20 protein-coding genes and 1 riboswitch are annotated in these 26462 nt (G+C 54.6%); of the genes, 11 read left to right on the forward strand and 9 right to left on the reverse strand.

What is annotated here, in order from left to right; genetic code table 11:
* Window positions 1-86 precede the first annotated feature (86 nt).
* Window positions 87-1406, reverse strand: coding sequence for a Gfo/Idh/MocA family protein (locus GSQ86_RS12560; protein WP_158750288.1), 1320 nt, complete (start codon window positions 1404-1406; stop codon window positions 87-89).
* Between the two features lie 324 nt (window positions 1407-1730).
* Between GSQ86_RS12560 and GSQ86_RS12565 the strand changes: the two genes are divergently transcribed.
* The 4 genes from GSQ86_RS12565 (at window position 1731) to GSQ86_RS12580 (ending at window position 5905) form a co-directional block, all read left to right on the forward strand.
* On the forward strand, window positions 1731-2192 hold the full coding sequence (locus GSQ86_RS12565) for a DUF4126 family protein (RefSeq protein ID WP_158750289.1): 462 nt from the start codon (window positions 1731-1733) through the stop codon (window positions 2190-2192).
* The gene (locus GSQ86_RS12570) at window positions 2192-3580 is read left to right on the forward strand and encodes an FAD-containing oxidoreductase (protein WP_158750290.1); all 1389 of its coding nucleotides are present in this window, start codon (window positions 2192-2194) and stop codon (window positions 3578-3580) included. The genes GSQ86_RS12565 and GSQ86_RS12570 overlap by 1 nt, the downstream gene beginning before the upstream one ends.
* A gap of 181 nt (window positions 3581-3761) precedes the next feature.
* Entirely contained in the window at window positions 3762-5357 is a 1596-nt protein-coding gene (locus GSQ86_RS12575) for a tetratricopeptide repeat protein (protein WP_254062344.1), read from the forward strand.
* Window positions 5358-5440: 83 nt separating this feature from the next.
* Window positions 5441-5905: a heme-binding protein gene (locus GSQ86_RS12580; protein WP_158750292.1), complete on the forward strand. Its 465-nt coding sequence runs from the start codon at window positions 5441-5443 to the stop codon at window positions 5903-5905.
* 9 nt (window positions 5906-5914) lie between these two features.
* Here GSQ86_RS12580 and GSQ86_RS12585 read toward each other — a convergent pair whose 3' ends face one another.
* Window positions 5915-7696, reverse strand: a complete 1782-nt coding sequence (locus GSQ86_RS12585) for a CRTAC1 family protein (RefSeq protein ID WP_158750293.1) — start codon at window positions 7694-7696, stop codon at window positions 5915-5917.
* Between the two features lie 88 nt (window positions 7697-7784).
* Entirely contained in the window at window positions 7785-11621 is a 3837-nt protein-coding gene (locus GSQ86_RS12590) for a tetratricopeptide repeat protein (RefSeq protein WP_158750294.1), read from the reverse strand.
* A gap of 349 nt (window positions 11622-11970) precedes the next feature.
* On the opposite strand from GSQ86_RS12590, the gene GSQ86_RS12595 reads away from it, so the two are divergent.
* The 4 genes from GSQ86_RS12595 to GSQ86_RS12610 all read left to right on the forward strand — a co-directional run bounded on the left by GSQ86_RS12595 (window position 11971) and on the right by GSQ86_RS12610 (window position 20030).
* Window positions 11971-15747, forward strand: a complete 3777-nt coding sequence (locus GSQ86_RS12595) for a TonB-dependent receptor (protein ID WP_158750295.1) — start codon at window positions 11971-11973, stop codon at window positions 15745-15747.
* A 230-nt stretch (window positions 15748-15977) separates the two neighbouring features.
* Complete coding sequence (locus GSQ86_RS12600) at window positions 15978-17396, forward strand: tetratricopeptide repeat protein (RefSeq protein ID WP_158750296.1); 1419 nt, start codon at window positions 15978-15980, stop codon at window positions 17394-17396.
* A gap of 52 nt (window positions 17397-17448) precedes the next feature.
* Complete coding sequence (locus GSQ86_RS12605; protein ID WP_158750297.1) at window positions 17449-18657, forward strand: hypothetical protein; 1209 nt, start codon at window positions 17449-17451, stop codon at window positions 18655-18657.
* Between the two features lie 209 nt (window positions 18658-18866).
* Complete coding sequence (locus GSQ86_RS12610) at window positions 18867-20030, forward strand: hypothetical protein (protein WP_174239967.1); 1164 nt, start codon at window positions 18867-18869, stop codon at window positions 20028-20030.
* A gap of 7 nt (window positions 20031-20037) precedes the next feature.
* On the opposite strand, the gene crcB is transcribed toward GSQ86_RS12610, so the two are convergent.
* From crcB to GSQ86_RS12630, 4 genes are all read right to left on the reverse strand, one after another.
* Window positions 20038-20415, reverse strand: coding sequence for a fluoride efflux transporter CrcB (gene crcB / locus GSQ86_RS12615; protein WP_158750298.1), 378 nt, complete (start codon window positions 20413-20415; stop codon window positions 20038-20040).
* Between the two features lie 76 nt (window positions 20416-20491).
* Window positions 20492-20567: riboswitch (Fluoride riboswitch) on the reverse strand.
* Window positions 20568-20758: 191 nt separating this feature from the next.
* Window positions 20759-21289: a peptidylprolyl isomerase gene (locus GSQ86_RS12620; protein ID WP_158750299.1), complete on the reverse strand. Its 531-nt coding sequence runs from the start codon at window positions 21287-21289 to the stop codon at window positions 20759-20761.
* 80 nt (window positions 21290-21369) lie between these two features.
* Complete coding sequence (locus tag GSQ86_RS12625) at window positions 21370-22116, reverse strand: peptidylprolyl isomerase (protein WP_158750300.1); 747 nt, start codon at window positions 22114-22116, stop codon at window positions 21370-21372.
* A 198-nt stretch (window positions 22117-22314) separates the two neighbouring features.
* Window positions 22315-23628, reverse strand: coding sequence for a dipeptidase (locus GSQ86_RS12630; protein WP_158750301.1), 1314 nt, complete (start codon window positions 23626-23628; stop codon window positions 22315-22317).
* A gap of 140 nt (window positions 23629-23768) precedes the next feature.
* Between GSQ86_RS12630 and GSQ86_RS12635 the strand changes: the two genes are divergently transcribed.
* From GSQ86_RS12635 to GSQ86_RS12645, 3 genes are all read left to right on the forward strand, one after another.
* On the forward strand, window positions 23769-24635 hold the full coding sequence (locus tag GSQ86_RS12635; RefSeq protein ID WP_158750302.1) for a dimethylarginine dimethylaminohydrolase family protein: 867 nt from the start codon (window positions 23769-23771) through the stop codon (window positions 24633-24635).
* Between the two features lie 71 nt (window positions 24636-24706).
* The gene (locus tag GSQ86_RS12640; protein WP_158750303.1) at window positions 24707-25090 is read left to right on the forward strand and encodes a DUF4267 domain-containing protein; all 384 of its coding nucleotides are present in this window, start codon (window positions 24707-24709) and stop codon (window positions 25088-25090) included.
* A 75-nt stretch (window positions 25091-25165) separates the two neighbouring features.
* Window positions 25166-25582, forward strand: coding sequence for a VOC family protein (locus tag GSQ86_RS12645; protein ID WP_158750304.1), 417 nt, complete (start codon window positions 25166-25168; stop codon window positions 25580-25582).
* A 30-nt stretch (window positions 25583-25612) separates the two neighbouring features.
* On the opposite strand, the gene GSQ86_RS12650 is transcribed toward GSQ86_RS12645, so the two are convergent.
* Both GSQ86_RS12650 and GSQ86_RS12655 read right to left on the reverse strand, forming a co-directional pair.
* The gene (locus GSQ86_RS12650; protein WP_158750305.1) at window positions 25613-25981 is read right to left on the reverse strand and encodes a VOC family protein; all 369 of its coding nucleotides are present in this window, start codon (window positions 25979-25981) and stop codon (window positions 25613-25615) included.
* 73 nt (window positions 25982-26054) lie between these two features.
* Window positions 26055-26432, reverse strand: coding sequence for a DUF2255 family protein (locus GSQ86_RS12655; RefSeq protein WP_158750306.1), 378 nt, complete (start codon window positions 26430-26432; stop codon window positions 26055-26057).
* Window positions 26433-26462: the final 30 nt, after the last annotated feature.

Below are 26462 nucleotides of genomic sequence, written 5' to 3' on the forward strand. Positions count from 1 at the left end.
TTTTTATATTGTGCCGTAAATCGCTTTAGTTGAGATGTTTGAAAAAGGGAGCAGCAATAACCGCTGCTCCCTAATCGTATCGCTGACTAAATATGAGGAGCCCAGCCCTTCTCATAATCCCGCGACCAGCCCTTCATCGCTTCCGCATCGCCCATGATGTGTCCATTGCTGGAATCAATCTTCAGCTCGCGGTTTACTTCCCATGCAATGTTCGAAAGCTGGAGCATCGTCACTGCGACATTTCCAACCTCAATAGGAGCATTCAGCTTCTCTCCCTTGCGTATGCCCGCAATAAAGTTGGCAAAGTGGTCGTCCGTCATCGAGTCGCGCCCCGTCAGGTCGGAAGAGCTGGTGGTGCTGCCAACCTTGAACTCATCCGTCTTCTTGCCGTGCAGATCGTATATCTCATAGCCATCGCGATCGACGAGCACCGTGCCTGTAGTTCCCATGATGGTCGATCCGCGGTCGCGACCGTAATACTTCATGCCCTGGCAGCTCTTACCTTCCCAGGTAAGCAGCTTGTCGTCGTATTCAAAACTCGTGACAAGCGTGTCATAAAATTGCCAATCATCCTTGAACTGGTAGCGTCCGCCGGAAGAAGTAATGCGCTTGGGATAATCCACACCAAGAGCCCAGCGGCAGACATCCACTTCATGCGTTCCGTTGTTCAAGGCCTCGCCGGTGCCGTATATGCGGAACCAGTGCCAGTTGTAAGGGTGCAGATTGTCCTTGTAAGGCCGTCGCGGCGCCGGACCCTGCCACAGATCCCAATCGAGCGTTGTAGGAACCGGAGCCACTTTCCCTTCGCCAATAGATTTGCGCGTGTTGCTGTACCATGCCTTGGCAAAATAGGCGCGGCCAATCAGCCCATCGTGAATCTTGTTCACGATTTCAATGGTGTGCTTGGAAGACCGTTGCTGTGTGCCCATCTGCACCAGCTTTCCGTATTTCTTCTGCGCATCAATCAACATCGCGCCCTCTGCCGGATTGTGGCTGCAGGGCTTCTCTACATAAACGTGCTTGCCGGCCTGCAGACCCGCAATGGCCAATGGAGTGTGCCAGTGGTCGGGAGTGGCGATCGTGATCGCATCGATATCTTTTGAGGCCAGCACCTTCCGGTAGTCCTGTCCGGTCGCCGGCGCGTAGCCAAGCTCTTTCTGTACGTTGCCGGAAAATTTCTCAAGGATCGTGGTATCCACGTCACACACATGCGAAATGCGGGCCGAGTCCTTATTGGCTTTCAACGATGAAAGATGAGCATAGGCTCTGCTGTTCAGGCCGAATACGGCAAAATTCAACCGCTCATTCGATCCTAGTATCTGCGCATAGCTCTTTGCCGTTGTCCCGATCGCCATGCCTGCAGCTCCTACGGCCAGCGTGTCGAGAAATTCACGTCGAGTAATCATCCATGCTCCTTTTTGTTGATGCCGATCAAACTAAATGGGCGCCGTCGGAGCCGCGTGTCTCTCTTTACGGGATCACAATGCGCACGACAGCAAAATTACGTGCGAAATAACTCTACATGAGCCGGGCAATGGAGCGCATCATGCCCGCAGGCATGCCCTCTCTTGGCGCAGTAGAAAATACTTCGAAGGTGCGGCCCGATTATGCTTCATAATGATCTGTCGTCAGGGCCTAGTTGGAATCGCACACCGCCGGCGCTTCTTGCTGCCACTCTTTGTAGGCATTCAATCATCTGCAACGATTACGTCTTATGAAAGGAAAGCTGAATGATCCTGGTATTCGCTCTTCTTATTGGAATCATCGCCGGGCTGCGCGCCATGACAGCTCCGGCCGTAGTGAGCTGGGCTGCTGGTCTCGGCTTGATACATCTGGACGGCACCCCTCTGCATTTTCTTGCCCATCCGGTCACACGTTGGATTTTCACCGTCGCCGCATTTGGCGAACTGGTGAATGATAAGCTTCCTAAAACTCCCAGCCGGAAAGCTCCTCCTTCGTTCATCGCTCGTATTGTGATGGGTGCGCTCGCTGGTGCAGCCATCGGCGCATCGCAGCAATCGTTGGTGGGGGGTCTCATCGCCGGAGCCATCGGCGCGGTGATAGGCACGCTAGGTGGAGCGACCTTCCGCGGCATGCTCGCCAAAGCATTCGGAGGCAAAGATTTGCCCGCAGCGCTCATCGAAGATGCTATCGCCATCATCGGTGGTATTTTGATTGTGACTCATATCTAATGCCTACAAAATTCGATTCCATCATCGTCGGGGCTGGTCAGGCCGGCCCTTCGCTGGCCGGGCGGCTTACCCAGTCCGGTCGCAAGGTCGCCATGATCGAGCGCAAGCTCTTCGGAGGTACTTGCGTCAATACCGGCTGCATTCCTACAAAAACACTGGTCGCCAGCGCCTACGTTGCGCATAAGGCGCGTACCGCAAACGAATACGGCGTCATTGCGAAAGACGTTTCCATCGACATGAAGGCCGTCATGAAACGCAAAGACGAGGTCTCCGGCAAGTCTCGTACCGGCGTCGAAGGTTGGCTCCGTGGCATGGAAAATTGCATAGTATACCACGAGCACGCCCGCTTCGAATCGGCTCATGAAATTCGCGTGGGAGATGAGCTGATCTCCGCAGACGAGATATTCCTCAACATAGGCGGCCGCGCCATCGTGCCGGACTTTCCTGGCGTCGATACCGTTCCGTTTCTCACAAACGTCGGCATCCTCGAATTGGAAACTCTGCCGAAGCACCTCATCATCGTCGGCGGCAGTTACATCGGCCTCGAATTTGCGCAGATCTTCCGGCGCTTCGGCAGCGAAGTCACCGTTGTCGAGAAAGGACCGCGTCTGGCATTTCATGAAGATGAAGATGTCTCAACCACCATCAAGCAATTCCTTGAGGCGGAGGGTATCCGTTTCAGATTGAATGCAGAGTGTATCCGGCTGGAGAAAAGTGGCTCCGACGTTGCCGTCGCAGTTACTTGCGATGAAGACAGTGCCGCCAGCGTGGGCTCGCATATTCTGCTGGCCGTCGGACGCAGACCAAACACAGATGATCTCGGCCTCGAGCACGCAGGCGTAGAAGTCGACGAGCACGGCTATATCAAAGTAGATGATCAGTTGCGAACCAATGTTCCCGGTATCTGGGCCATGGGCGATTGCAACGGCAAAGGAGCCTTCACCCATACCTCATATAACGATTTCGAGATCGTAGCCGCCAATCTGCTCGACAATGATCCGCGACGCGTCAGCGATCGCATCACTGCCTACGCACTCTACACCGATCCGCCACTTGGTCGATGCGGCATGACAGAAAAACAGGTCCGCGAGTCAGGAAAGAAAGCCCTCATCGGCACCCGCCCTATGACCAAAGTAGGCCGCGCCGTCGAAAAGGGAGAGACCGCAGGCTTCATGAAGATTCTTGTCGATGAAGAGACTAAACAAATCCTCGGCGCATCGATACTCGGCACGGGAGGCGATGAGGCCGTCCACTGCATCCTCGACACCATGTATGCACGCGCTCCCTACACGACACAGCAACGGGCCGTCCACATTCACCCAACCGTCTCGGAGCTGATACCGACTGTTTTAGGCGATCTCAAGCCTTTGGAAGAAACCGGCAAATAGCCAATCAAAAAACGGCCAGCGTATTCTGGCGACGAATGTCTTTGCCAAACACGATCAATTCCCGGGATAGTAAAATCGGGCTACTTCGTGAATGGGTCATAACAAATTGCGGCATTCGTCTGAAACCATGAATCGTTGTTGTCTCCGGTTTGCTCTTCTGATCGTTGCAGCCTTTATAAGTATGTCGATTCCTGTGGCTGTTGCGCAGCAGCCGCATAAAATCGAAATCCGCGGGACTGTCATCGATTCAACCGGCAAGCCCGTGAGCGGCGCATCGGTGCATCTTGGACAACAGGGAAGTCCAGACGTCGTGGCGACAACGACCCCGGAAGGCATCTTCGCCTTTGAGGATCTTCAATATGGGACCTATCTCATCAAGGCAGAAAAGAACGGCTTAACAAGTCGTGCCGTTACCTGCCCTGCTTCAGCGCGGGCAATCCCGGAACCAATCAATCTGATCCTCGAACCTTCAGATGTAGCCCCTGCCAATGCTGGCGCCACATCGCCATCCTCCGCTGAGGCCATGGCATTTGCCGATCAGCCAAACTTTACCGTAGCCGGAGTCACAGATTGGACGGCCGTCGGCGGCCATGGATCAGACGCCAGCCTGCGAACCAGCGAAGCTCTCACACGTGAGACTCTCACACTCAAACCGGAAGGCTCAACGCCCAACCTCTCAGCTTCCTCGGGCAGCGCAACTATAGATGCATCTGAAAGCAGGCTCCGCGCCGCTGTCGCCAGCGCTCCGCAAAGTTTTGAGGCAAACCATCAACTCGGAAAGTTCTATTTCCACGCCGGCAAATATCGCGAGTCCATTCCGCCGCTTCAGACCGCATACCAGATTGACCCCGCAAACCACGGCAATGAATACGATCTGGCGCTGGCTTATAGGGGAGCTGGCGATTTCGCCCAGGCCCGTGACCACATCCAGAAATTACTGGCGACCGCCGACAGCGCAGACCTGCATCGTCTGCTGGGTGAACTCGATGAGAAACTGGACGATCCCTTGGCCGCCGTCCATGAAGACGAGCAGGCCGCTCGGTTGGATCCAAGCGAAGAGAATTATTTCGCGTGGGGCTCGGAGTTATTGCTGCACCGCGCTGTGTGGCAAGCCGCCGCGGTCTTTCGGAATGGCGTTAAAGCATACCCAAAGTCGGCCAGAATGCTCACCGCGCTGGGTACCGCTCTCTTTGCCGGTGCTCTCTATGATGAAGCGGCCCTTCGCCTCTGCGATGCGTCAGACTTGAATCCGGCAGATCCCGAGCCCTACATCTTCATGGGCAAGATCGAGATGGCAGCACCTGCGCCACTGCCGTGCGTTGAGCAAAAGCTGGCGCGGTTCGTACAGCAGCAGCCCGAAAACGCCCTCGCCAATTACTTTTATGCAATGGCCATCTGGAAACGGCAGGAACAATTATCGTCCCCCGAGGTCATCCAACAGGTAGAAACCCTGCTTACCAAAGCGGTGACGATAGACGCGCAATGCAGTGACGCCTACCTTCAACTTGGAATTCTCTACTTCACCCGCCGAGACTTTGATAAAGCAATCAGCTTTTATAAAAAAGCCATCGAAGCCAACCCTCAGATGGGCGACGCTCATTATCGACTGGGTGTCGCTTACGACCGGACCGGTGAGGCCGCGAAAGCCCAGCAGGAATTCCAACTTCACGACGAGATAGAGAAGTCACAAGCAGCTGACATCGAACGCCAGCGGCGGGAAGTCAAACAGTTCCTGGTAGTGCTTCAGAAGCAGCCAGCCGACCCATCCGTTCACTGAAGTTATAGAAAGCTAAACATCACCTGAGAAAACTCGATGTTTTCATTTGGCGATCGTCGAGGCAATTGATACGATGGCCTCCCATGTTCAAATTATTCGCCGCGCTACTGATTCCTGTTATGACCATGTACGCAGACAATCTTCCAAGCAAGAAATATCTGAACCTGGCCACCATCAAAGTTATGGTTGCCGCCGCCGAAGCAAAAGCTCAGGAGCTGAACGTCTCCGTAACCATCTGCGTTGTCGATGACAGCGGCAATTTACTCTTCCTCGAAAAAGGTGAGAGCGCATCGCTTAACACAATTCAATTCGCCCAGAAGAAGGCTCGGCACGCTGCTTTTTACGGTAGCCCGTCGAAAGATGGAGCAGATGCGGTAAAGAAAGGCAACACCGAAGTCCTCGCCTTTCCCAACTTCTTCCCAAATCAGGGAGGCCTGCCGGTTCGCATAGATGGCCAGCTTCTCGGCGGAATCGCCGCGAGCGGTGCGAAGTCTGAGATTGATGAGCAAATCGCTCAGGCGGGTCTCGATGCTTTGCAGAAGAAATAGCAGCGCGCCTTACGTCGTGCGCGGCTTAAAGTTCCCTACGATGCCGTCGCCTTCACGAATCGTCAGTATCTGATTCGCCTTGACCTGCGTGAATCGTTCGACCTTCTGTGTCGTTGGCCATTTCACTTCGATCGCGTCCACGGTCTCACCCATTCCAAGACCGAAGTGAAGACGCAGGTCACTTTGTGACATGACACTCGTGCCGCTGTGAACTTCATTCATCTGAGTGTGCTTGCCCGTCGTAACCCGCACTCGCGCCCCAATGGCCGTGCGATTACATTTGGTTCCTACCAACTTGATCTTGATCCAGTTTTGTTTGTTACCGCCGTCATTGCGAAGCAGCGATGGTGGATCGTTCATGTTCAAGATCAGAACATCGATGTCCCCATCGTTGTCATAATCGCCAAATGCCGCCCCCCGGCTGGAAAAACGCTCGCTGATACCCGGCCCCATTCCTGCTGACACATCTTTGAAATGGCCATTGCCGAGATTTTTGTAAACCAGTCTTGGATTCTTGAAAGTCTGGCCGAAATTGTAGCTGTCGATCTCCGGATATACGTGTCCGTTGATCTGCATGATGTCCGCCCAACCGTCGTTGTCGTAGTCAATAAAGCCGCAGCCCCACGCCACATAGTTTGTGTTGACGCCAATGCCCGCAGGAAAGGTCACATCGCTGAAAGTTCCATCGCCGTTGTTGTGATACAGGTTGCAGGTGTCATCGGCGAAGTTGGTCTTGAAAATATCAAACCAGCCATCGCAATCGTAATCAGCCACTGCTACGCCCATACCTGCCTGCTCATGGCCATTATCGTTGTAGGCGCAGCCAGCCATGATGGCGATATCGGTGAAAGTGCCATCATGATTATTCTGGAACAGGATGCTCGGCTCGGAATCCACCGCAACATAAATGTCCGGCCATCCATCGTTATCGAAATCGTAAGAGACCGCTGTAATCGAATATCGTGGGCCAGGTTTCAGGATGCCTGACTTCTCCGAAACATCGGTAAAAGTGCCGTCTCCGTTGTTGTGATAAAGAATATTTGTGTCAGCCGGAAGCCCACGCGGCCCGCACATCACCGGCACACCTTTCCACTGGCAGAATTTTGTATCGCTCGCGGGAGGAATTGTTTCGGGATCGAGCTTGAGGTAATTGCAAACGAACAGGTCAAGATGGCCATCGCGATCATAATCAAGAAACGTACATCCTGCGCCCCAGCGAACTTGTTCCTGATATAGGCCGGCATTATGGGTAACGTCAGTAAAGGTGCCGTCTCCGTTGTTATGGAAAAGCACATTGTGTCCCCAGAAACAGCAGAACAAGTCGTCCCATCCATCGTTGTCGTAATCGCCGATACAAACGCCAGTCTGCCAGCCAGTACGCCCCAATCCTGATTTTTCCGTGACATCGGTAAAAGTGCCGTCGCGGTTGTTCTTGTACAAATGCGAGGTAGGCGCTTTTCCTTTCGGCCAATGGGTATCGAGCCGGTCTCCATTCGTGACGTAGATGTCCAGCCATCCGTCGTGGTCGTAATCGAAAAAAGCCAGCCCGCTGCCCTTAGCCTCAATGATCGAGCGCTTGTGATCGACGCCGCCCCAAACATTGGGAGCACTCAGCCCCGCCTGCTGAGCCACGTTCTCGAATTGAACCGGAGATGGCGCGGAATTCGATACGGCAGCCTCGACAAGGGCAGAATCTCTCCATTTCCAGAGTGGAGTTGCAAGAGCTTCTGTCAACGTACTGCCAAGCACAAAAAGGGATGAGCCGAGAAAGCGCCGCCGCGGAAAATTCATAGATTGCGATGATTATAGAGGCAGAAACTCGCCCTTATGGAGACCATAGAGCAGACACGTGCGTATGCAGTCAGAACAAACAAAGCTGTCATTGCAGAGCTCCCAGAGCCTGTCTCGCGCTCGGATTCTGCGGCTGTATGGTCAATAGCCGCTGCAACACATCTCTTGCCTTTTCCTTGTTGTTTTGCAACGCATAAAGACGGGCAAGATTGAGATAAGACTGATCGAAATTCGGAACAAGACGAATGCAAGTCTCGAATTGCTCCTCTGCCTTCGCGTAGTTCTGCTCCCGCACAAAGAGAACACCAAGATTGTTCAACGCTTCTGGATAATCCGGACGCAGATCAATTGCTTTCTGTAGATACTCCGCCGCATTCTGCATCTGGTTCTGCTGTGCATAGAACATGCCGAGACTGTAATTCACTTCAGGATCGTCAGGTTGCAGTTCAAGAGCGCGACCCAAGCACTCTTGCGCCTTCTCGAAAGCTCCCTGCCTCCGGTAGACATTCCCCAGGTTTAGCAGTGCAATCCCGTAGCTCGGTCGCAGACTTAACGACTGCTGAAAGTCTCGAATGGCTTCATCCGCGCGGCCTTCCTGTGCCGCCATCATTCCAAGATTGTTCCACGCCTCCGGATAGTTTGGACGCAGCTTCAAAGTCTGCTCCAGATAGCGGCGCGCCTCCGCAAAATTATTTCTTCTCAGGTTAAGAGTTCCCAGGTTGTAATAGCCCTCAGGATCGTCCGGCTTCGCGGCAATCACCTGCTGAAAAGATTCCGCCGCCTGCTCAAGATAACCATGCTGGAACATAGCCACGCCGTAAGTAAAATCGTTGCGCGAAAACGAGCTCTGGTAGAGCTTCCCACCCAGCGGAATCGCTCTTTGCATCCGCTCCGAAGCCGTAGTCGGCGCAGATTTCACATCCTCAAGCAGGCGTTGCGGATCGATCGGTCCCTGGTAAACCTTAACGATCATACCCTCTCTATCCAGCAGAAATGACGTTGGAATACCAAGGTCCCTGCGACGATCAAACATGTAGCGGTAGATGATGTTATAAGTCCCGGCCACATCTTCGGTCGCAAAAAGAACCGGAAAGGAAAATTTTTCCTGTGCAGCGAACGACCTTGCCGTTTGGACATCATTCGCGCCATCGACATTGATAGCCAGAATTTCCAAATGGCTGGCGGCGAACGCTGCACTGTGCTGTTGCAGAACTCTCAGTTGGTCGCGACTGAGCGTCGCGGTCGTCGCCCAAAAATTGAGAAGCGCAAAATTACCCCGTAATGATCGGAGTTCCCGTACGTCACCGGCAAGATCAGGCAGAGAAAACTCCGGCGCTTTGAGCGGCTCAATAAGCCACGTCTCCACTGTGGAGGGTAATGACTCAGGCTTCTGCGCTGGCCCTGCCTGCGCATAAAGAGGGCTCGGCGCCGCGAATGCCTTAGCCTGAAATGTAGCGGAACCTTCCACAATCTCAATTCGTTGATTCACCGGGAGATCTTCGAATTGCTGCGTAAGCCCGCTGGGCCAGCGAACGGTCGCCCGTATCTTTTCTTCCTTGCCAACTCCAAAAAAAAGCTCTTTGGAGTGCTGCGCAAGAAAACCAGATCCAGCTTGTAAGTATTTCGTTTGGCGTAAACTTCCCGCCTCTAAGGTAATCGCAGATCCAATGGCATCGTTGTTACTTTTCGTCCCTCGCAGACGAAACACAACGGAGTGACCAAGGTCCTTCATCGCGTTGTGCAGAATCCGCAATTGAGGCGCATTCCGGTTTTTAAGAATGACCTCCAGACGTCCATCATGGTCGAGATCGGCGAGAGTAAAGGACCGGCTGTCTTCGAGAAAATCCAACCCAACCACACCTGACACCTCAGAAAACGTACCGTCGCGGTTATTGGCAAACATCACATTTCTCTCATAGCCGTTCCAGGAAGTATCCGACCGAATCAATTCGTTGAGCGCATTCCATCCATGCTCGTAGGCCAGCGACGGCGTATCGTCGTCAGGCGACTTTGCCACCACCTGCCGCCAGAAAAAACTTGCGAGATCGCGTTGCTCTAGCGCCGAAATGTATCCATTGGAGACGTAGAGATCCGGATAACCGTCATGATCGAAATCCCAGAAGTCCGACGACCATGACCATCGGCCCATTTCGACTCCGGTTTGCTGGCCGACGTTTTGAAATTTTCCATCCCCATGGTTTTGATACAGCGCATTGCCTCGCGCATGTCGGCGGTAAAACGAGCGAATATCGTCCGGAGCCTTTTCGTGAAAGCTCTTCTGCGCAGAAATTCTTTGTCCTGCCGCCGACCACATATTCGCAACGTAGATATCCTGCTTGCCATCGTTATTGAAGTCGGACCAGCAGGCACTCATGCCCGCGCCCACATCTTCCGCGCCAGCTTCCTTTGAGACGCTGGTGAAAGTCCCGTCTCCGTTGTTGCGATAAAGATTGCCGCGCCCGAAATCATTGGCCACATAAAGGTCGGGTAGTCCATTGGACTTGTAATCGCCCCACGCGCACGCAAAGCTATAGCGGTTGTTATCCACATTCAGCCCTGCCGCTTCAGTCCTGTCTACGAAAGTCCCGTCGCCTTCGTTGTGCAGCAGAAAATTTGCCGGACCATTCCGTGCGTCGAAATAGGGCACCGGATAGTGATACTGGTCCAGACCAAGGTAGTAGCTATACAGGCAGAAATAAATATCAAGACGTCCATCGCGATCGTAGTCGGCTACAGCCGCGTGCGTAAACGTACCGGCGGGTGGATGCTGAAACTTGAAAGCATCGCGCTTGATCGAAAAAGTTCCGTCTCCTTGATTCAGGAAGAGCAAGGGCCCATTGCCGCAAACCACAAGAAGATCCTGTCGGCCTTTGTTCTCAAAATCTGCGAATAAGGCGCATGCTGTGTTGTCGAGTACGCCAACTCCGGCCTTTTCCGTTACGTCCTCAAAAGTTCCGTCACCACGATTGCGGTAAAGCCGATTGGGCAATCCTGCCGGCTGGCAAACATACAGATCGTCAAAGCCATCATTGTCGAAGTCGCCCGCCGCCACTCCGTTATTGCCGTAAATGTCGATGCCGCATGCGCCGTCCAGCACCGTGCGCCAGTAATCGGTGCCGCGAAGCATCTGGCTCTCGTATGACTCCACTCCTCTCAGTGCCTGAGCTGTGACATCCACAAAAGCGGCCCCGCGCATGGCACTGACAGTTTCCTCGCTGGCCTCCCACTTCCTCACCCTCCACGCCTCGGAGGCATCGCGCAGCCACTCGGTGCGCCAAAACCCAACACGTTCCTCGCGCCGCTCATCGCTCAGGCTGGCGACAATGTCATATCGAATATCCAGCCGAACCGTCAGTGGAGCACTCGCGATTTCTTCGATTCCGGTAATCTCAAATTCCGCTGCTTCCACTCGCGAACCCTGTCCCAGCCATGAGTGAACCTCCTTGAGAAATCGCCCAGGCCCGGAAGTGGCAGCGGCAGCAAATCGCCGCTTCTTGATATCGATGCCGCCTCCGGCACGCAGCGCGATCTCGCTTACGGGAACGAGCGGAGAAGCTTCGATTGAGGGAGCCAGCAACTTTGCGAGAACGGAAAGATCGCGGACGCCGGATGCCTTGAGAGTCTCGCTCCATTGTTTGAGGAGCGACTGAATTTCAGCGGCATATTTCTCCGTGATGTATTCATCCAGGCCCGGAGTGACAAGGCGAAGGACATCTTCCAGAGGAGATCTTGCCGGATAGTGCGGTGTCAGGCGAACTTCGGAAAAAGGGAAGGTGTGATTCTGCTCTGCTAAGAATTCTGATGGCCCGAAAAGCAATGACGATCCGTGAAAGGGTGCCGCACGCAAAAGCAGCGGCGCCAAACCCATGCCTTTTAGAAGTGTCCGTCGAGACAGGGAATGATTTTCGTTCTGGTGACGCGACATCCTCTACAGGTCCTCGTGTGGGTGCTCAGCGTTTGCATGCTAGCACTAAGGTGGGTCCGATCCAAAATCGTCAACAGGCTGCGAGTTTCAGTCCCAGAGGTCATCTCAGAAAAATTTTCGTGAAATCACACTTTGCATCGCCAACGAAACAGTTCTCCACCCAGCGGTTTAGAGCATTGTCATAATTTCAGTTGACAATGAACAATTCACGATGCTACCTTCCTCGCCGCAATGACAAAGTGACTTAAAGCACAAAGATACGTATATGTAACCGGTTACTCAAAGCGAGCAGATGTACCGATTCGTCACTGGGTTAAACCGATGAATGTCATTACAGGGAGGCTGTTCCATGGGTCGTAAATCGAAGAGCTCACGCTCGTTTAGATTTCTTAGCTACATAACCCTCACATGCTTATTCTTTCTTCTGGCACAGAGCCAGTCCTTATTCGGTCAGGTAGACGAAGGCGCCATTTCCGGAACGGTTACAGACGCCAGCGGTGCCGTCGTTCCCAGTGCCAAGGTCACGCTCCTCAATACTGATGTCGGTCTGTCTCTTGAGACCACGACGAACAGCGATGGCCAATACATCTTTTCACCGGTCAGAATCGGGCATTATTCCTTGACTGTAACTGCCGGTGGCTTCTCAACTACTACCCAGCAGAATTTACAAGTGAACGTGGCCCAACGACTGCAGGTCCCCGTCCAATTGAAGTTGGGCGCCGCGACTGAAACCGTCGAGGTCACTACCGCGCCACCGCAGTTGCAGACGAGTGAAGCTTCAGTCGGTCAGGTAGTCAACGAACGCACAGTGAACAGCCTGCCTTTGAATGGTCGTAACTTCACATTCCTGGCGCAGCTCGGCGCCGGTGTGAACACGCCGCAAGCCGACACCCGAGGCAATGCAGCCTCCGGTGCCTTCACCGCCAACGGTCTGCGCCCAGCACAAAACAACTATCTACTCGATGGCATCGACAACAACTCCAACGCCGTCGACTTCCTGAACGGAACAAACTTCGTCATCCTTCCGCCGTTAGACGCGATCCAGGAGTTCAAGGTCCAGACAGCGGACTTCAGTGCTGAACTCGGTCGTTCCGCAGGCGCAGTGCTGAACGCAACCATCAAGTCGGGAACAAATAGCATCCACGGTGCAGCCTGGGAGTTCTTCCGGAACGACGTGCTCGATGCTGCGGACTGGTTTGAAAACAACGCCGGAATCAAAAAGGGTGAATTGCGCTGGAATCAGTTCGGCGCTTCCATCGGAGGCCCGATCGTCAAGAACAAAATCTTCTTCTTCGGCGACTATCAAGGGTTCCGTCGCGTGCAGGGAACTGTACTGCCCGGTAGCGTACCAACGTTGACGGAGCGCAACAGCGGTTTCACCGATCTCTCCGACCTCATCACTGGTCAGAATGGTGCGCCGCGAACTGACGCCGTTGGCCGATCCATCCCCTACGGCACCGTGCTGGATCCGGCGACAACACGGTCAGTCGGCCCCCATGCCATCGATCCCGTCTCAGGTTTTCAAAATACGAGCGGCGATACCGTCTTTGTTCGTGATCCGTTCGGCACATGCCCCGCAGGTACCCAGACCTTTACGCTTGGTGGCTGCGGCCTGAACCAAATCCCGGCCAACCGCCTGGACGCGAACGCCATCAAGCTCATGAATCTCTATCCGACACCGACCAACAGCTCGTTCAGTACAAACTTTACTTCGAGCCCCAGTCTGTTCGAACACAGCAACGCCTATGACATTCGCGGAGATGTGAACCCCTCAGAAAAAGACCAGATATTCGTCCGCTTCAGCTACGTGGATGACCCGCAATTTATTCCCGGCATTTTTGGCGGCATCGCCGACGGTGGTGGCTTCCAGCAGGGTCTGCAGGGCGCAACATCGGAACAGGCCGTCGTGGGATACACCCATGTCTTCTCGCCGAGCACGATCAACGTAGCGCACGTAGGCTTCAACCACCTTCACACCACTCGATTCGGCCCCGAGGGCAGCACACAGGGTATTCCCGCTCAATTCGGAATCAATGGCGTCCCGCAGAGCTCTGACAACGGTGGATTGCCGGCAATTGTCATCCAGGGACTGCAGGAACTTGGCAGCAATGACTTCCTCCCCTCCGATGAAGTCAGCCAAACCCTCCAAATCACCGATGACTTTACCAAGATCTACGGAAACCAGAGCTTCAAAGTAGGTATCGAATACCAGGACGTACACTTCAACACGCTGCAGCCTGCATACTCCCGTGGCGAATTTGACTTCAACGGCAACTACGCAGGTGTCCCGGGCCAGGGCGGCGATCAGACAGGCCGCGCGCAGCTTCTCATTACTCCAACCGCTGCAACTGTTGCAAACGGTGTGGATTACGTAGGCGGCGCGAATGAAGTGCATGCCTCAAACATCAGCAAGACTTACGATACGAGGAATTATTTCGCCGCGTATTTCCAGGACGACTGGAAAGTCTCTCCGAATCTGACCCTCAACCTTGGCATGCGTTGGGATTATTTCAGCCCGATCTCCGAATCAAACGGAGCACAGGCTAACTTCGTTCAAAACGGTCCTCCAAACGGTGTTCCCACGTTCCTTCTCCCAGCTTCGGGCAAAGCCGACAGGTCTCTATCCTCGACGGCAAACAATCCGGCTCTCAATGGTCAGGGCTTCCTCGATCTGCTTGCCAAGGACGGAATTGCGCTCGGACTCACCGACAAATACGGAAAATCGCTGGTTCAGACGCAACATAGTAATTTTGCGCCACGCTTCGGTTTTGCGTATCAAGTAGATCCGAAACTTGTAGTGCGCGGCGGTGTCGGCCTCTTCTACAACGCATTTGAAAACCAGGGCTACGGACCTAACATTGGAGAGAATTATCCATTCGTCTACAACTTTGACTTCAAAGGGACAACGGATTCAGCGCCCTTTAGCTCCGGACCTAACCCTTATGGCACATGCGGAACGGCAGGTCCGGGTGGCAGTGCGACCATCGGTTCAGGTCTCAGCTGCGCGGCCTTTACTCCATTGGCAGTCAACGCTGCAGGCCTGAGTCTCCAGGGACTGCAGTTTAATTACAAGACACCCCGCACCTTCAGCACCAACCTGAGTGTCCAATACGCCCTGACGAATACCTTGTCCGCGCAGGTAGCATACGTGCTTACTGACGGCAGCGCACTTCAGGCAGGCATCGGCAACAACGAGGTATCGCAGCTTCTTCCGGCAAACACCAGCATCACGCCCTACGTGCCGTTCCATGATTTTGGAACGGGCGGCAGCTATCAGCGGACCATCGGAAGCAGCATCTACAACGGCCTGCAGACCAAACTGGAACAGCAGTTCTCGAACGGTTTGAATTACCTCGTCGCCTATACCTATTCAAAAACGCTTTCGGACGCAGGCGACTTGTTAAACGGCGGCAGCACAAACGGGTATCGTGCACCCTGGGTACCCGGACTTGGTCCTCGTTTTGACTGGGGACTGGCCGACTTCGATGTCCGTAACGTCTTCCATCTGAGCGGCGGGTACGAACTGCCGTTCGGCAAGGGTAAGGCGTATATGGCCAACTCCGGCAGACTGGCAAATGCGATCCTCGGTGGATGGAGTGCCAACACGATTGTTACCATCCAGGGCGGCCAACCCCTTTCGCTCAGTTGCCCGACCGGAACCACCTCTGGAACCAGTTGCAATGATGTGAAGGTCCCCGGTCAAAGTCCGAAGCTTGGGCTGCACACCGATTCGAATGGAAAGCTTAGCTGGTTTGGGAATCCGAATGCCTTCCAGCAGCCGTGCCCGCTGGGAAATGCTCCCACCGCCGGATGCTTCCCCTTAACCGGTTCTGCCATTCTCGGCGCTGGTCCTTCGACGACTTACGGACCGCCGTTCCGTCAATTCACTCTCTCAACCTTTAAGGCTTTCCCGATTACTGAGCGGTTCACCATGCAGTTCCGGGCAGAGTTCTTCAACATTCTCAACCATCCTAACTTCAATGCTCCTAACTTCGGCGGCAACGGTGTCACCTCCGTCGGAAACTCGGCCAACTTCACCAGTTCGACCTTCGGTGAAATTGGATCCACTCGCGATGCCCCATTCGATCCGAGACAGATTCAATTCGCCTTGAAGCTGTTGTTCTGAGCTAAGATGAAAACACCCCGGGAAGTCACGGTTATCGGCTGACTTCCCGGGGTGTTCTCCGTGTATAGGCGAGTTTCATAAATGGATTCGGGTAGAAGCACCGGAATTTAGCCCGGTGAAATCAGCGAGATATCCAGCGGGCTTCAGCCCCGGAAATTTCACTGTTACGAACGCAAATGATTTATGGAACGTCGTAGCAGCTCGCTTCTCGGCGATTAACAAGGTGAATTGTGAGCAAGAGGCCCTGGTTTCGGCTGTTGGTTTTTATTTCTCTGGTGTGCGCAGCGTTTGCGAAAGCGCAGAACAATCAGAGCGAGAACCAGAAGCTGAATCTTCAGTTTCAGTCGGCAGTCGCCCAATACCATGCAGGAAACCTTGCGGAAGCAACAAGCCAACTGGAAGACCTTTTACCCCGCGCCCCAAAGAGCTTCGAGGTTCACGAGCTTTTAGGATTGGTTTACGCCGCGCAGTCGCAGGATGCAAAAGCCCTCGAACATCTCGAGACCGCCGTTCGATTGAAACCCGATTCCGCTCCCGCCAGAACAAATCTCGCCGCTACCCTCACCCGTCTTGGAAAGCTTGACTCAGCCGGAGAGCAATTTCAGAAAGCCCTGTCGCTGGAGCCGCAGAATTTTGACGCCAATCACAACCTCGGCGAGTTCTACATCCAGTCCAAAAAAATTAAGGAAGCAAGTCCTTATCTCGAACGCGCCCAGCAAATCAATCCTGCTTCCTACGGCAATGGTTATGATCTGGCGCTCGCTTACTACCTCACAGGCAGGCTCGGCGAAGCAGAGAAGCTTGCTCAAAGCCTGCTACAGCAAAAGAACGTCGGTGAACTTCATAACCTCTTAGGCCAGATTTACGAGAAAGAAGGGAAATTCGTAGCCGCCGGCAACGAGTATGAAACTGCCGCTCATATGGATCCCAGTGAAGAAAACTTGTTTGACTGGGGCAGTGAGCTGCTTCTTCACCGCACCTATGAACCTGCGATCGAAGTCTTCAAGCAAGCTACGCTGCGTTATCCGGATTCACCCCGCCTAAAGATCGGCCTCGGAATGGCCCTTTATTCGCGGGGGCTTTATGACGAGTCGATCACTGCACTCCTCGCCGCATCCGACCTCAACCCCTCCGATCCTCGCTGCTATCTATTTCTTTCCAAGGCTTACGAGAGTTCTCCGAATCACGCAGAAGACGTCATCCAGAGATTCCGGCGCTATGCCGAACTTCAGCCCGGCAACGCGCTGGCTCAGTATTACTACGCGATGAGTTTATGGAAAGGAAAGCGATCCGAAAACTCGGGACTGGACCTTCACGAAGTAGAATCATTACTGCAAAAGGTAATCGCTCTGGATGAGAAGCTTCCCGAAGCCCACGTGCAGCTAGGCAATCTATATGCCGACCAACACGAGTATGAGAAATCAATCCCCGAGTACACGCGCGCGTTGGAACTGGATCCGAATCTCCCGGATGCCCACTATCGTTTAGGAACAGACTATGTGCACCTCGGACAAAAGGACCGCGCACACAAAGAGTTCGATATGTACCAGCAGCTTCGGGCGCAACATATGGCCGAAGTCGACAAAGAGCGGGCAGAGGTGCAGCAATTCGTGTATGCAGCGAAGTCAGCACCCTCCACCAAGCCTTGATTCCGGCGCGATGAAGATTTAGCAACGGAACAAGCGGAACGATCGTAGTTTTATGCTGCCAAGCAATCTCAAAGCCGAACAATTTTCCGGATATCCTCCCGAAGCGAAGAAACTGGTCGTGGCCCACCTGGCAGCGCTGCAGCAGCTCCCGCTTATCTTTGTGCCAAGCTTGCTTCGGGAAGTCATCGACTATGACTACAAGTTCCCGGCGGAACGCGCCGCCGTTGAGAGGGAACTGGCCAATCTAAGCTCTCTCTCCTCGGCTCAGATCAAAGACTGGTTTCAGGCATTCTCGCAATTCTCGCTGTCCCCTCAGCTCCAGCAATTCGACTGGGTCGATCAGCCTGCGCAGTTTGTAGAACAACTGTCGGCCTATCTCTGGAGCACGCATCAGATTGACGCCTTTCGCAAAGCAGCCGTGGACTACGCGAATCGCTTGCCGCAAGTACCTTCATCCGAACCGCTTCCCCTACGCAGACTCGGCATTGCAGTCATCGGACAAGGCGTTACCTCCTACGACGCGCCACTTTTCAGCAAGCTGCGCGAGCAGGGCACCCATTTCACGCAAGTCAAGCCGGAGAAAGGATTGGAGCTGCTGCTGACTGCGGTCGCAGCTCGCGCGCAGGCGCATCCTGTCCGCTATGGCCATTGGTACGTCGATGGAGGACAGGAAGCCGATCACAGCCCGTTGCTCACGTGCGTCTCCTATCAGGCGCTGGAGCCCGTGCGCGCTGCCTTATTGAAAAACATGCAGGGCGAAATCGTACGGCCCGGTAATGGTCCCGAGGAGCTGCGTTCACATCTAGCCCGGCTATCGCCGGCGGATCTCGGCATGAACAATGCCGGAGATGCCGTGCTCGACCGCTTTCAAATCAAGATCCTCACAGAAGGCTCCGGAACCCAGATATTCAGCACCACCTTCGCTCAGTGGACGGCACGCGAAGCTCTGCGGCGAGCACAGCCACTCACATTGATGGTTCGCTTCGCCCCGCGCCAACGGCAAAGGCCGATGAACGAGCTAATGACTGGCAGCAGCGCCAATCCCGAACTCGATTTCACTGGCTCGCTGATCGACGCGGACATGGGTGCCTATTATCAATGGATAGACCAGCAGCGGCTCCCCGGCTCTGAGCAATCTTCGTTCCTCGCGTGGTTCGAAGGCCACAATCAGGCGCTTGTGGTTGCTCCATCGCTGCCTCGTGGCACAGAATCAAGTTCATCAATAGGTATGGGAGAGTTGCTTTCGCTCACAATTGGATAAAAATACACTCAGTGGACCCCCACCGAGAGAAGGAATGATCGCAATGCAGTTGAATGTTAAGTCAATTTAGTGGTTGCTGTAACCTGCAAGCTTGTAAGGACATCGGTAGAAGCACCCGGCCTTTAGGCCGGTGAATAAGGTCGCAACGCAGAAAGGGCCTTTAGGCACGGACTTATAGCAGCAGCGAAGGTGCTCCAGGTGGACCTAAATTGAAGTTCAGAAGTGATCTCAATCCGCGTGAACAAGCGCAGGCGCTGGCCTGGAGTCGACGTGATTTTCTGCGATCCAGCATTGGGGTTGCCGCCGCATCGTCGATGTTCAGCTTCGCACCGCTGTCCGCCTTGGCTCAGCTGAAAAATCAAAAAGTGGTCGTTGTAACTTTTGGCGGAGGAGCGCGCGACGAGGAGACCTTCGCCCCGGCAGGCCAGGAAAATATCCCCAACCTGCTCAAAACTCTCTTCCCGCAATCCACGCTTTACACGCAGGTCGTCAATCGCGGAATCCTCGGGCACTACGTTGCCACCGCAAGCCTGGCAACAGGCGTGTACGAGACATTCAATAATTTTGCAACCGTGCCGCCGCAGAATCCGACAATCTTCGAATACTTCCGCAAAGACCTCAAGCGGCCGCTGAATGATGCCTGGGTAGTCGCGCCCAGCAATGGCTTCAATCGCATTGGCGAAAGCAGTAATCGATCTTATGGTGCGGGCCTTGGCGCCGGGGTCATCTTACCGAAACACCTGCTGCAGGCTTCATTACCCACAGGTAGTTCTACCGATTACTCCCACCTCCTGCGCGACAACTATGAGACGCCTTTCTACACTCCTGAACTCGCCGGCAACGAGTTGCAGATGCAGCATCTTGAACAAATTCTCAAGCTGTCAGTGAATGATTTCGTCCATCACGCGCTCAGCCTCGCCAGCCCCGACGAGCTTTCCGTATATATCGCGAAACAATTGATGAGGCAGATGGCGCCCAGTCTTCTGTGGATCACGCTGCACGATATCGACATCGCCCATTCCGGAGCTTATTCGCTCTATATTGACGGCATCCAGCGCTCCGACCGCCTCTGCGCCGAGATATGGAAAACAATCCAGGCTGAGCCGGAATATAAAGACCGCACAACCATGTTCATCCTCCCCGACTTCGGACGCGACTCCGATATGGATGCGAGTGGCAATGGTTTCCAACATCATCGCACCGGCGATGCGCTCTCACGCACCACATGGATGATGGTTCTCGGCCCCGACACTCGGCAGGGAATTGTCATCGATCGTCCCATCGAATCGGTCGACCTGGTGCCGACCATTGGCGCAAGGCTCGGTTTCGATGCGCGCTTCAGCCAGGGCAAACCGCTTACCGAGATCGCATAGATAAGCTTCAGGAGCACACGCGGGCAAGCGTTACACCGCACCACACCGCAGCCAGGCCCAGGATGCAGCTCAGTGCAACATAAAGTCCCGCCAGCAGGAACGCGCCCAGTTCCAGATGAGCAAATGTCTCCCACTCAAAAGTGGAAAATGTGCTGTATGCACCGATAAAGCCAATCGGAATCAGAAATCTCCAAGCGGGATGCGCTTCCGGCCGGCTGTCCAGCAGAGTGAGTGAAAATCCAAGAACCAGGCACGCAGACATATTGACGAGAAACGTTCCATAGGGAAGCTTCGTCCCCATGCGATTCGCAACAACAGTCGCAACCCAATAGCGGGTAAGCGAACCGAGCGCACCGCCGGCGGCTATATAAAAATAGTTTTGCAAATGAGCTTCTCCTTCCTGCTCAACAAAAACAAGTTTTGAGGAAACTCGCCGGGACGATACAACTCCTGGACAGGGTTTCCTGTCAGGAGTCATCATCTGTCCGGCCGTTAGGAAGGACAGCGGTTTGGGTGAACTCCTTCACCACAACTGCTTAGTTTTATAGTTACGCGCCTGCGGGAAACTGTCAAGAAACAGAAAAGCACGGCCTGAGCCGCGCCTTTCTGTTCTACACCTTACTTCTATGCCATTGCGAAAATAGAGAAACGTCATTCTGAGCGTAGCGAAGGATTCTTCCTCCACGGTCGTCAAATGCCGACAGTCGTAAGCTATATAAGAAAATGTCCTAAGCGACGCGCTCAATCACCAGCGATTCAATCGTGATCGGTGTCTTCGGCTTGTCCTGTGCGGCGCGCGCGACCTTTGAAATCTTATCGGCCACATCCTGGCCTTCCACCACTTCACCAAAGATCGTGTGATTACCGGTCAGCCATTGTGTCGGTGCGACCGTGATGAAGAACTGCGATCCATTCGTATTCGGTCCTGCATTCGCCATTGCCAGCTTGCCCTTGGCGTCAAATTTGTGTGGCGAGCCCTTTGTCTCGTCCTCAAATTTGTAGCCCGGTCCGCCAAAGCCCGATCCAGCCGGATCGCCGCCCTGAATCATGAAGTCAGGAATTACGCGATGAAAAATCGTGCCATCAAACAGCCTGTCATTGCTCTTCTTGTTCGTAACAGGATGCGTCCACTCACGCGAGCCTTCTGCCAACTCAATAAAATTGGCAACAGTCTTCGGCGCCTCTTTCTCAAAAAGACGGCACACAATCGTACCTTCGCTGGTGTTGAAAATTGCATATGTTCCGGTAGAACGAGCCATGTTTTACTCCTTTGAATATTCCTCGTGAATTAGAAACCGTGGATGTCCCACTCTTTGCACAACGAAGGGTGGGATCGAAACTATTTCGATGTTGTAGATGCAGGAGTCGCAGGCAACGGCGGCAGCGGTTGCCCTTCCGGCACAATAGTTACCTTCTTCAGAATCACAGGATCAGTCGGCTTGTCATTCTCGTCGCGCTCCACGCGCGCAATCGACTTCACCACCAGCACGCTCGAATCATCGCACTGCCCAAAAATCGTGTGCTTCTGGTCCAGATGCTCCGTCGGAACCTCCGTAACAAAGAACTGCGAGCCATTCGTATTCGGTCCCGAATTTGCCATCGCCAATCGTCCCGGCACATCGAAGTTTAGGTTCGGATCGAACTCATCCTCAAACATATATCCCGGATCGCCCATCCCCGTCGCCGTCGGATCGCCGCCCTGAATCATGAAATCCGGAATCACGCGATGAAACTGCGTGCCGTCATACAGCGGCTTGTTGTGCATCTTCTGGTGCGTCGTCGGATCGGTCCAGTCTTTCGTTCCTTGCGCCAGCCCGATAAAATTCGCCACCGTCTTCGGTGCTTCCTTCGCGAACAGCTTGCAGGTAATGCGGCCCATGCTGGTATCCAGCACCGCCGTCGGTCCCGTAGGCTGTGGACTCACATGCACCTGCGTTCCCGGTGAATCCGGCAAGTCCTGGCTGCTCGAAGCGGGAGGTGTCGCAGGTGGAGTACTAGGAGGCGGCGTAGCTTCCTGAGCGAAGCCAGTACAAATAAGAGCGGAAGAAAAGACAGCGAGCGAGGCGAGGCGAGCGAGTACGTTCATGCAGTTTCCCAATGGTTAGGGTACAGCATCGCCGCAGGAAGTGAAAACCACGCACCCCACGAAGAATCGTCCTCTAAGAATTGCCATCCTGAGTGCAGCGAACTATCTCTTCCGCCTCGACTGGCAACACAAGCCCGGGTGCCCCATCCTTTCGCGTTTTGTGCGAAAGGGTGGGATACAAAGCCATCTAACACCCAATCAATTCTTCTTAAACGGCTGCGACTCCCCGATCTTAGGCCGCGTTCCCGCTTCAGCCTGCAACCGCTTCGCAGTACCCTCCACCTCACGAAACACCCTCAGCAAATTTCCGCCAAGAATCTTGTCGCAATCCGCAGCCGAATATCCGCGAGCCATTAGCGCCTGCGTAATCTTCGGCAGATCGGCAGCCGAATCAATCCCTTCCGGCAACTGTCCTGACACGCCATCGAAATCCGACCCAAGCCCCACATGATCCACACCAGCAACCTTGGCAATGTGATCAATGTGATCGATCAACGCGCTCAACGGCGGCCGCGGAATCTTATTCGCATACTGTTCCTCTAGCTTCTCCAGATCGCCATAGGTGACCTGCTTACCATCCTTCGCGTACTGCGCCTTCAAATCGTCCGTAGCCTTCTTTACCTCGGCCTCCTGCGCATGCGCGGCATCGCGGTACGCCTGGCTGATGAACGCCGAATAGTAGTTCACCATCACCACGCCGCCTTTGCTGGTCGGGCCGCCGCTGCGAGCCACCGCGCGCAGCATGTCATCCGTCATGTTGCGTGGAGCGTTCGTAATTGCACGCGCCGACGAGTGCGAAGCAATCACCGGAGCACGCGACGTAATCACCGCGCGATAAAACGTCTTGTCCGAGACGTGCGAGATATCCACCATCATCCCCAGCCGGTTCATCTCGTACACCACGTCCTTGCCGAAATCCGTCAGCCCATCCTGCGTATGGTGTACCTTCTCGTTGTCTGCATCGCCCGAAGAATCCGCCCAGTCATTCGAGTTCGACCACGTCAGCGTCATATACCGCACGCCCAGCCGATAGTAGTCGCGCAGCAGACCCAGCGAATTTTCAATCGAGTGCCCGCCTTCAATCCCCATCAACGCCGCCAGTTTATGTTCCCGATGCGCCTTCTCAATATCCGCAGGCGAATACGCCATCATCATCTGATCCGGATGCTTCGCCGCCTGCTGGTACACCGCATCGATCAGTTCCAGCGTCCGCTTCGCATACTGGCCCTTGTAAAGATCAGGCTCTACCCAGATCGAAAAGAACTCCGCACCCAGGTTGCCCTTCTTCGCCGACTCAAGATTCAGCTGGCCGCCGTTCAGCGGATCGGCAAGATCATAATTCTCATCCACCAGCCGCTGCGTCGTGTCAGCGTGTGTATCAATCACAATCGCATTGCGGTGAACCGTCAGCGGGTCAGCGGCAGATTTTTTCACGGTCGTCTTAGCGGTTGTCTGAGCAGCCAAAGGCAGCGTGGAAGCAAGAAGAATAATAGCGGCATATCTGGTTTTCATAATGTTTTGGCGATGGCGGGATTGTAGCAGGACGCCCCTCATCTCGCACACAAATGCATGAATATGCAGGTTTTCCATGCATTTTCATTCATATTGACGCCCCGTCGAAACCAAGCCACACTCTGGCAGGAGACCCGAGCATGAGACCGGAAGGAACGACTTCAAAACCGGCAAATCAACGGCCCACATTTCTCATGTGTCCGCCAACGCTCTACGACGTAAATTACGTCATCAACCCCTGGATGGCCGGCAACGTCCATCGCTCCTCCCGGGAGCATGCCGCCACGCAATGGCAGCAGCTTCACACCGCGCTTGCCGGGATCGCGCACGTGCTTCTCGTAGAGCCACAACCCGGCTCGCCAGACATGGTCTTCACCGCGAATGCCGGACTCGTCCGCGCCGGCATCGTAGCCCTCAGCAGCTTTCATCATCCCGAGCGCCAGGGCGAAGAGCCGCACTTCCGCCGCTGGTTTCACGAATCAGGCTTCGCCATAAGCGAGATCCCTCGCGCCACGCCCTTTGAAGGCGAAGGCGACGCACTCTTTGAAGCCGATGGCTCGCGCCTCTGGGCCGGCCACGGACTGCGCACGCTGGAAGACAGCCACAGCCACCTCACCGGGCTATGGGATCTCGAAGTTGTCTCGCTGCGATTGATCGACCCGCGCTTCTATCACCTCGACACCTGTTTCTGTCCGCTCTCGAATGGCGACGTCATGTACTACCCCGCCGCCTTCGACGCCGCATCGCAACAGAAAATCGAAGCGCGCTACACCGCCTCACAGAGAATCTGCGTCTCTGAAGCCGACGCCCTGCGCTTCGCCTGCAACGCCGTGAACGTAGGCCCGAACATACTTCTCAACCAGGTCAGCGCCGAACTCTGCGCGCGGCTGCAATCGCGAGGCTTTCACGTCATCCAGGTCGAGTTGACGGAATTTCTGAAGGCAGGCGGCGCAGCTAAGTGTCTCGTACTGCGCCTCAGTGAAATGGACGTGACCCACGCCGCGTAAGCCCGGGCACCATCCGCGCTTGAAGCAAACTCGCCTCATCCTCGGAATCTAACAGGCCAGTGAAAGCAATCATGCCACGCGACTTTGATCTGAAATCCCCGCTCTACTGGCTTTGCGGCGCATTCGCTCTCGGACTCCTGCTCATCGGATTGCTCGCGCTCATCGCACCGCATAACGCAGCTGCTCTCTTCGGTATGCCCGTTACAACTATCGATGCGCTCCCATGGGTCCGCCTCGCTGGCATCCGCGACATAGCACTCAGCCTCATGCTCCTCGCCATCATGGCCATGAAAGCAGGCCGAATCGCCGGCATCCTGATCCTGCTCATGATCGTCGTTCCACTTACCGACGCAACAACCGTCTTCACCCAGAGCGGCCTTACCTACCAGGTCCTCCTCCACGCCGGCTCCATCATCTTCATGGCCATCCTGGGATTATTGCTGATACGGCAATAAACGGTACATATCCGAGACAGATAGTAGTCAGCCATCGCGCTGATATCCTACGATTGATCCGCAACGAGAGCGTGCATGCCTATGACACGACCGAACATCCAGGGAATTTCACCATTCTTCATCGTCAGCAATGTCGATCAAACCATCGCCTTCTACAGCGCTAAGCTTGGTTTTGAGACGAGATTTCAGCAGCCCGATCGAAATCCATTTTTCGCCATCATCGGCCGCGATGGAGTCCAGCTCTTCGTCAAATCCGACAAAGACGTGTCACCATTGCCGAATGCCAGGCGCCATCCCTTCATGCGGTGGGACGCCTATGTCGATACCCCGGATCCAGATGCGCTTGCCGCCGAATTCACCGATCGTGGCGCAACATTCAGCGAGCATCTTAACGATACCCACGACGGTCTGCGTGGCTTCGAGATTTGCGATCCTGACGGCTACATCTTGTTCTTCGGCCGACCAAGGCAGCCGGCCCTTTCCAGTTCGTAGGGAATCCGCCGGAAAGGCATTTGCCACGCACTATAAGTTCGCGCCGAAGGCCAGCAAACGGCCGTCGCAATCCTTCACCACAAACTCTCGTGACTGCCACGGCATGTTGCCAAGCTGCCGGGTGAACTCTACGCCGTGAGCTTCATATTCGGCATGAAGCGCGTCCGCATCGTCGACGAAGAGATATGCGTCCAGCAGTTCGTCGTCGTACTTCTCCGGATTGGCTGTGGGCGGCTCGGCGCAGCGGAAGTGAATCGCGTGCTGGTCGCGCGTCACGATTGCGTAGGTCGGCGGATCTTGCCATCTTCCCACGCACTCGAAGCCAAGCTTGTCTTTGTAATAGGCGAGCGTGGCAGGAATATCAATGGTAAAGAACAGAGGTGCGATCTGACGGATCATGGAGCAAGTGTAAAGCAGCTCTCCGCCATCAGTTCAAGGACGATCTCATACGGGCAGAATTGCGTTTTTCAATCTAAACGTCGCGGGGCGTGATTCTCACAGTTGCCGCGCGGGCGCGTGAGCTGATCATGGATTGGAGATAGGGACTCCCCTTGTACTTCGCCCGATATGCGTCATCGATTTGATCATTGAGCGGCCCCGCGACCGCCTCAAAATTGGTCTCCTTCGTTAGGCCCGCTGCCGTAATGCGACCAGCGCGCCGGGTCATTGCAGCTTTGTACCAGCGCGAGGAACTACCGTTGTAAGGCCGGACGAAGAGCTGGTCCTCTACGATTACCGACCAAACCCACGTAGGCGTTCCATACGTCAATCCATCCTCTCGAAATGGTGAGATATGCAGATCGTCCGTCCCGGCAATCCTCGTCAATTCGTCTTTTGTCCAGCCGCTCATAGTCTTCCTTCATATCGCATCACCGCGACG

This window comes from Acidobacterium sp. S8, from assembly GCF_009765985.1.
GTDB lineage: Bacteria > Acidobacteriota > Terriglobia > Terriglobales > Acidobacteriaceae > Alloacidobacterium.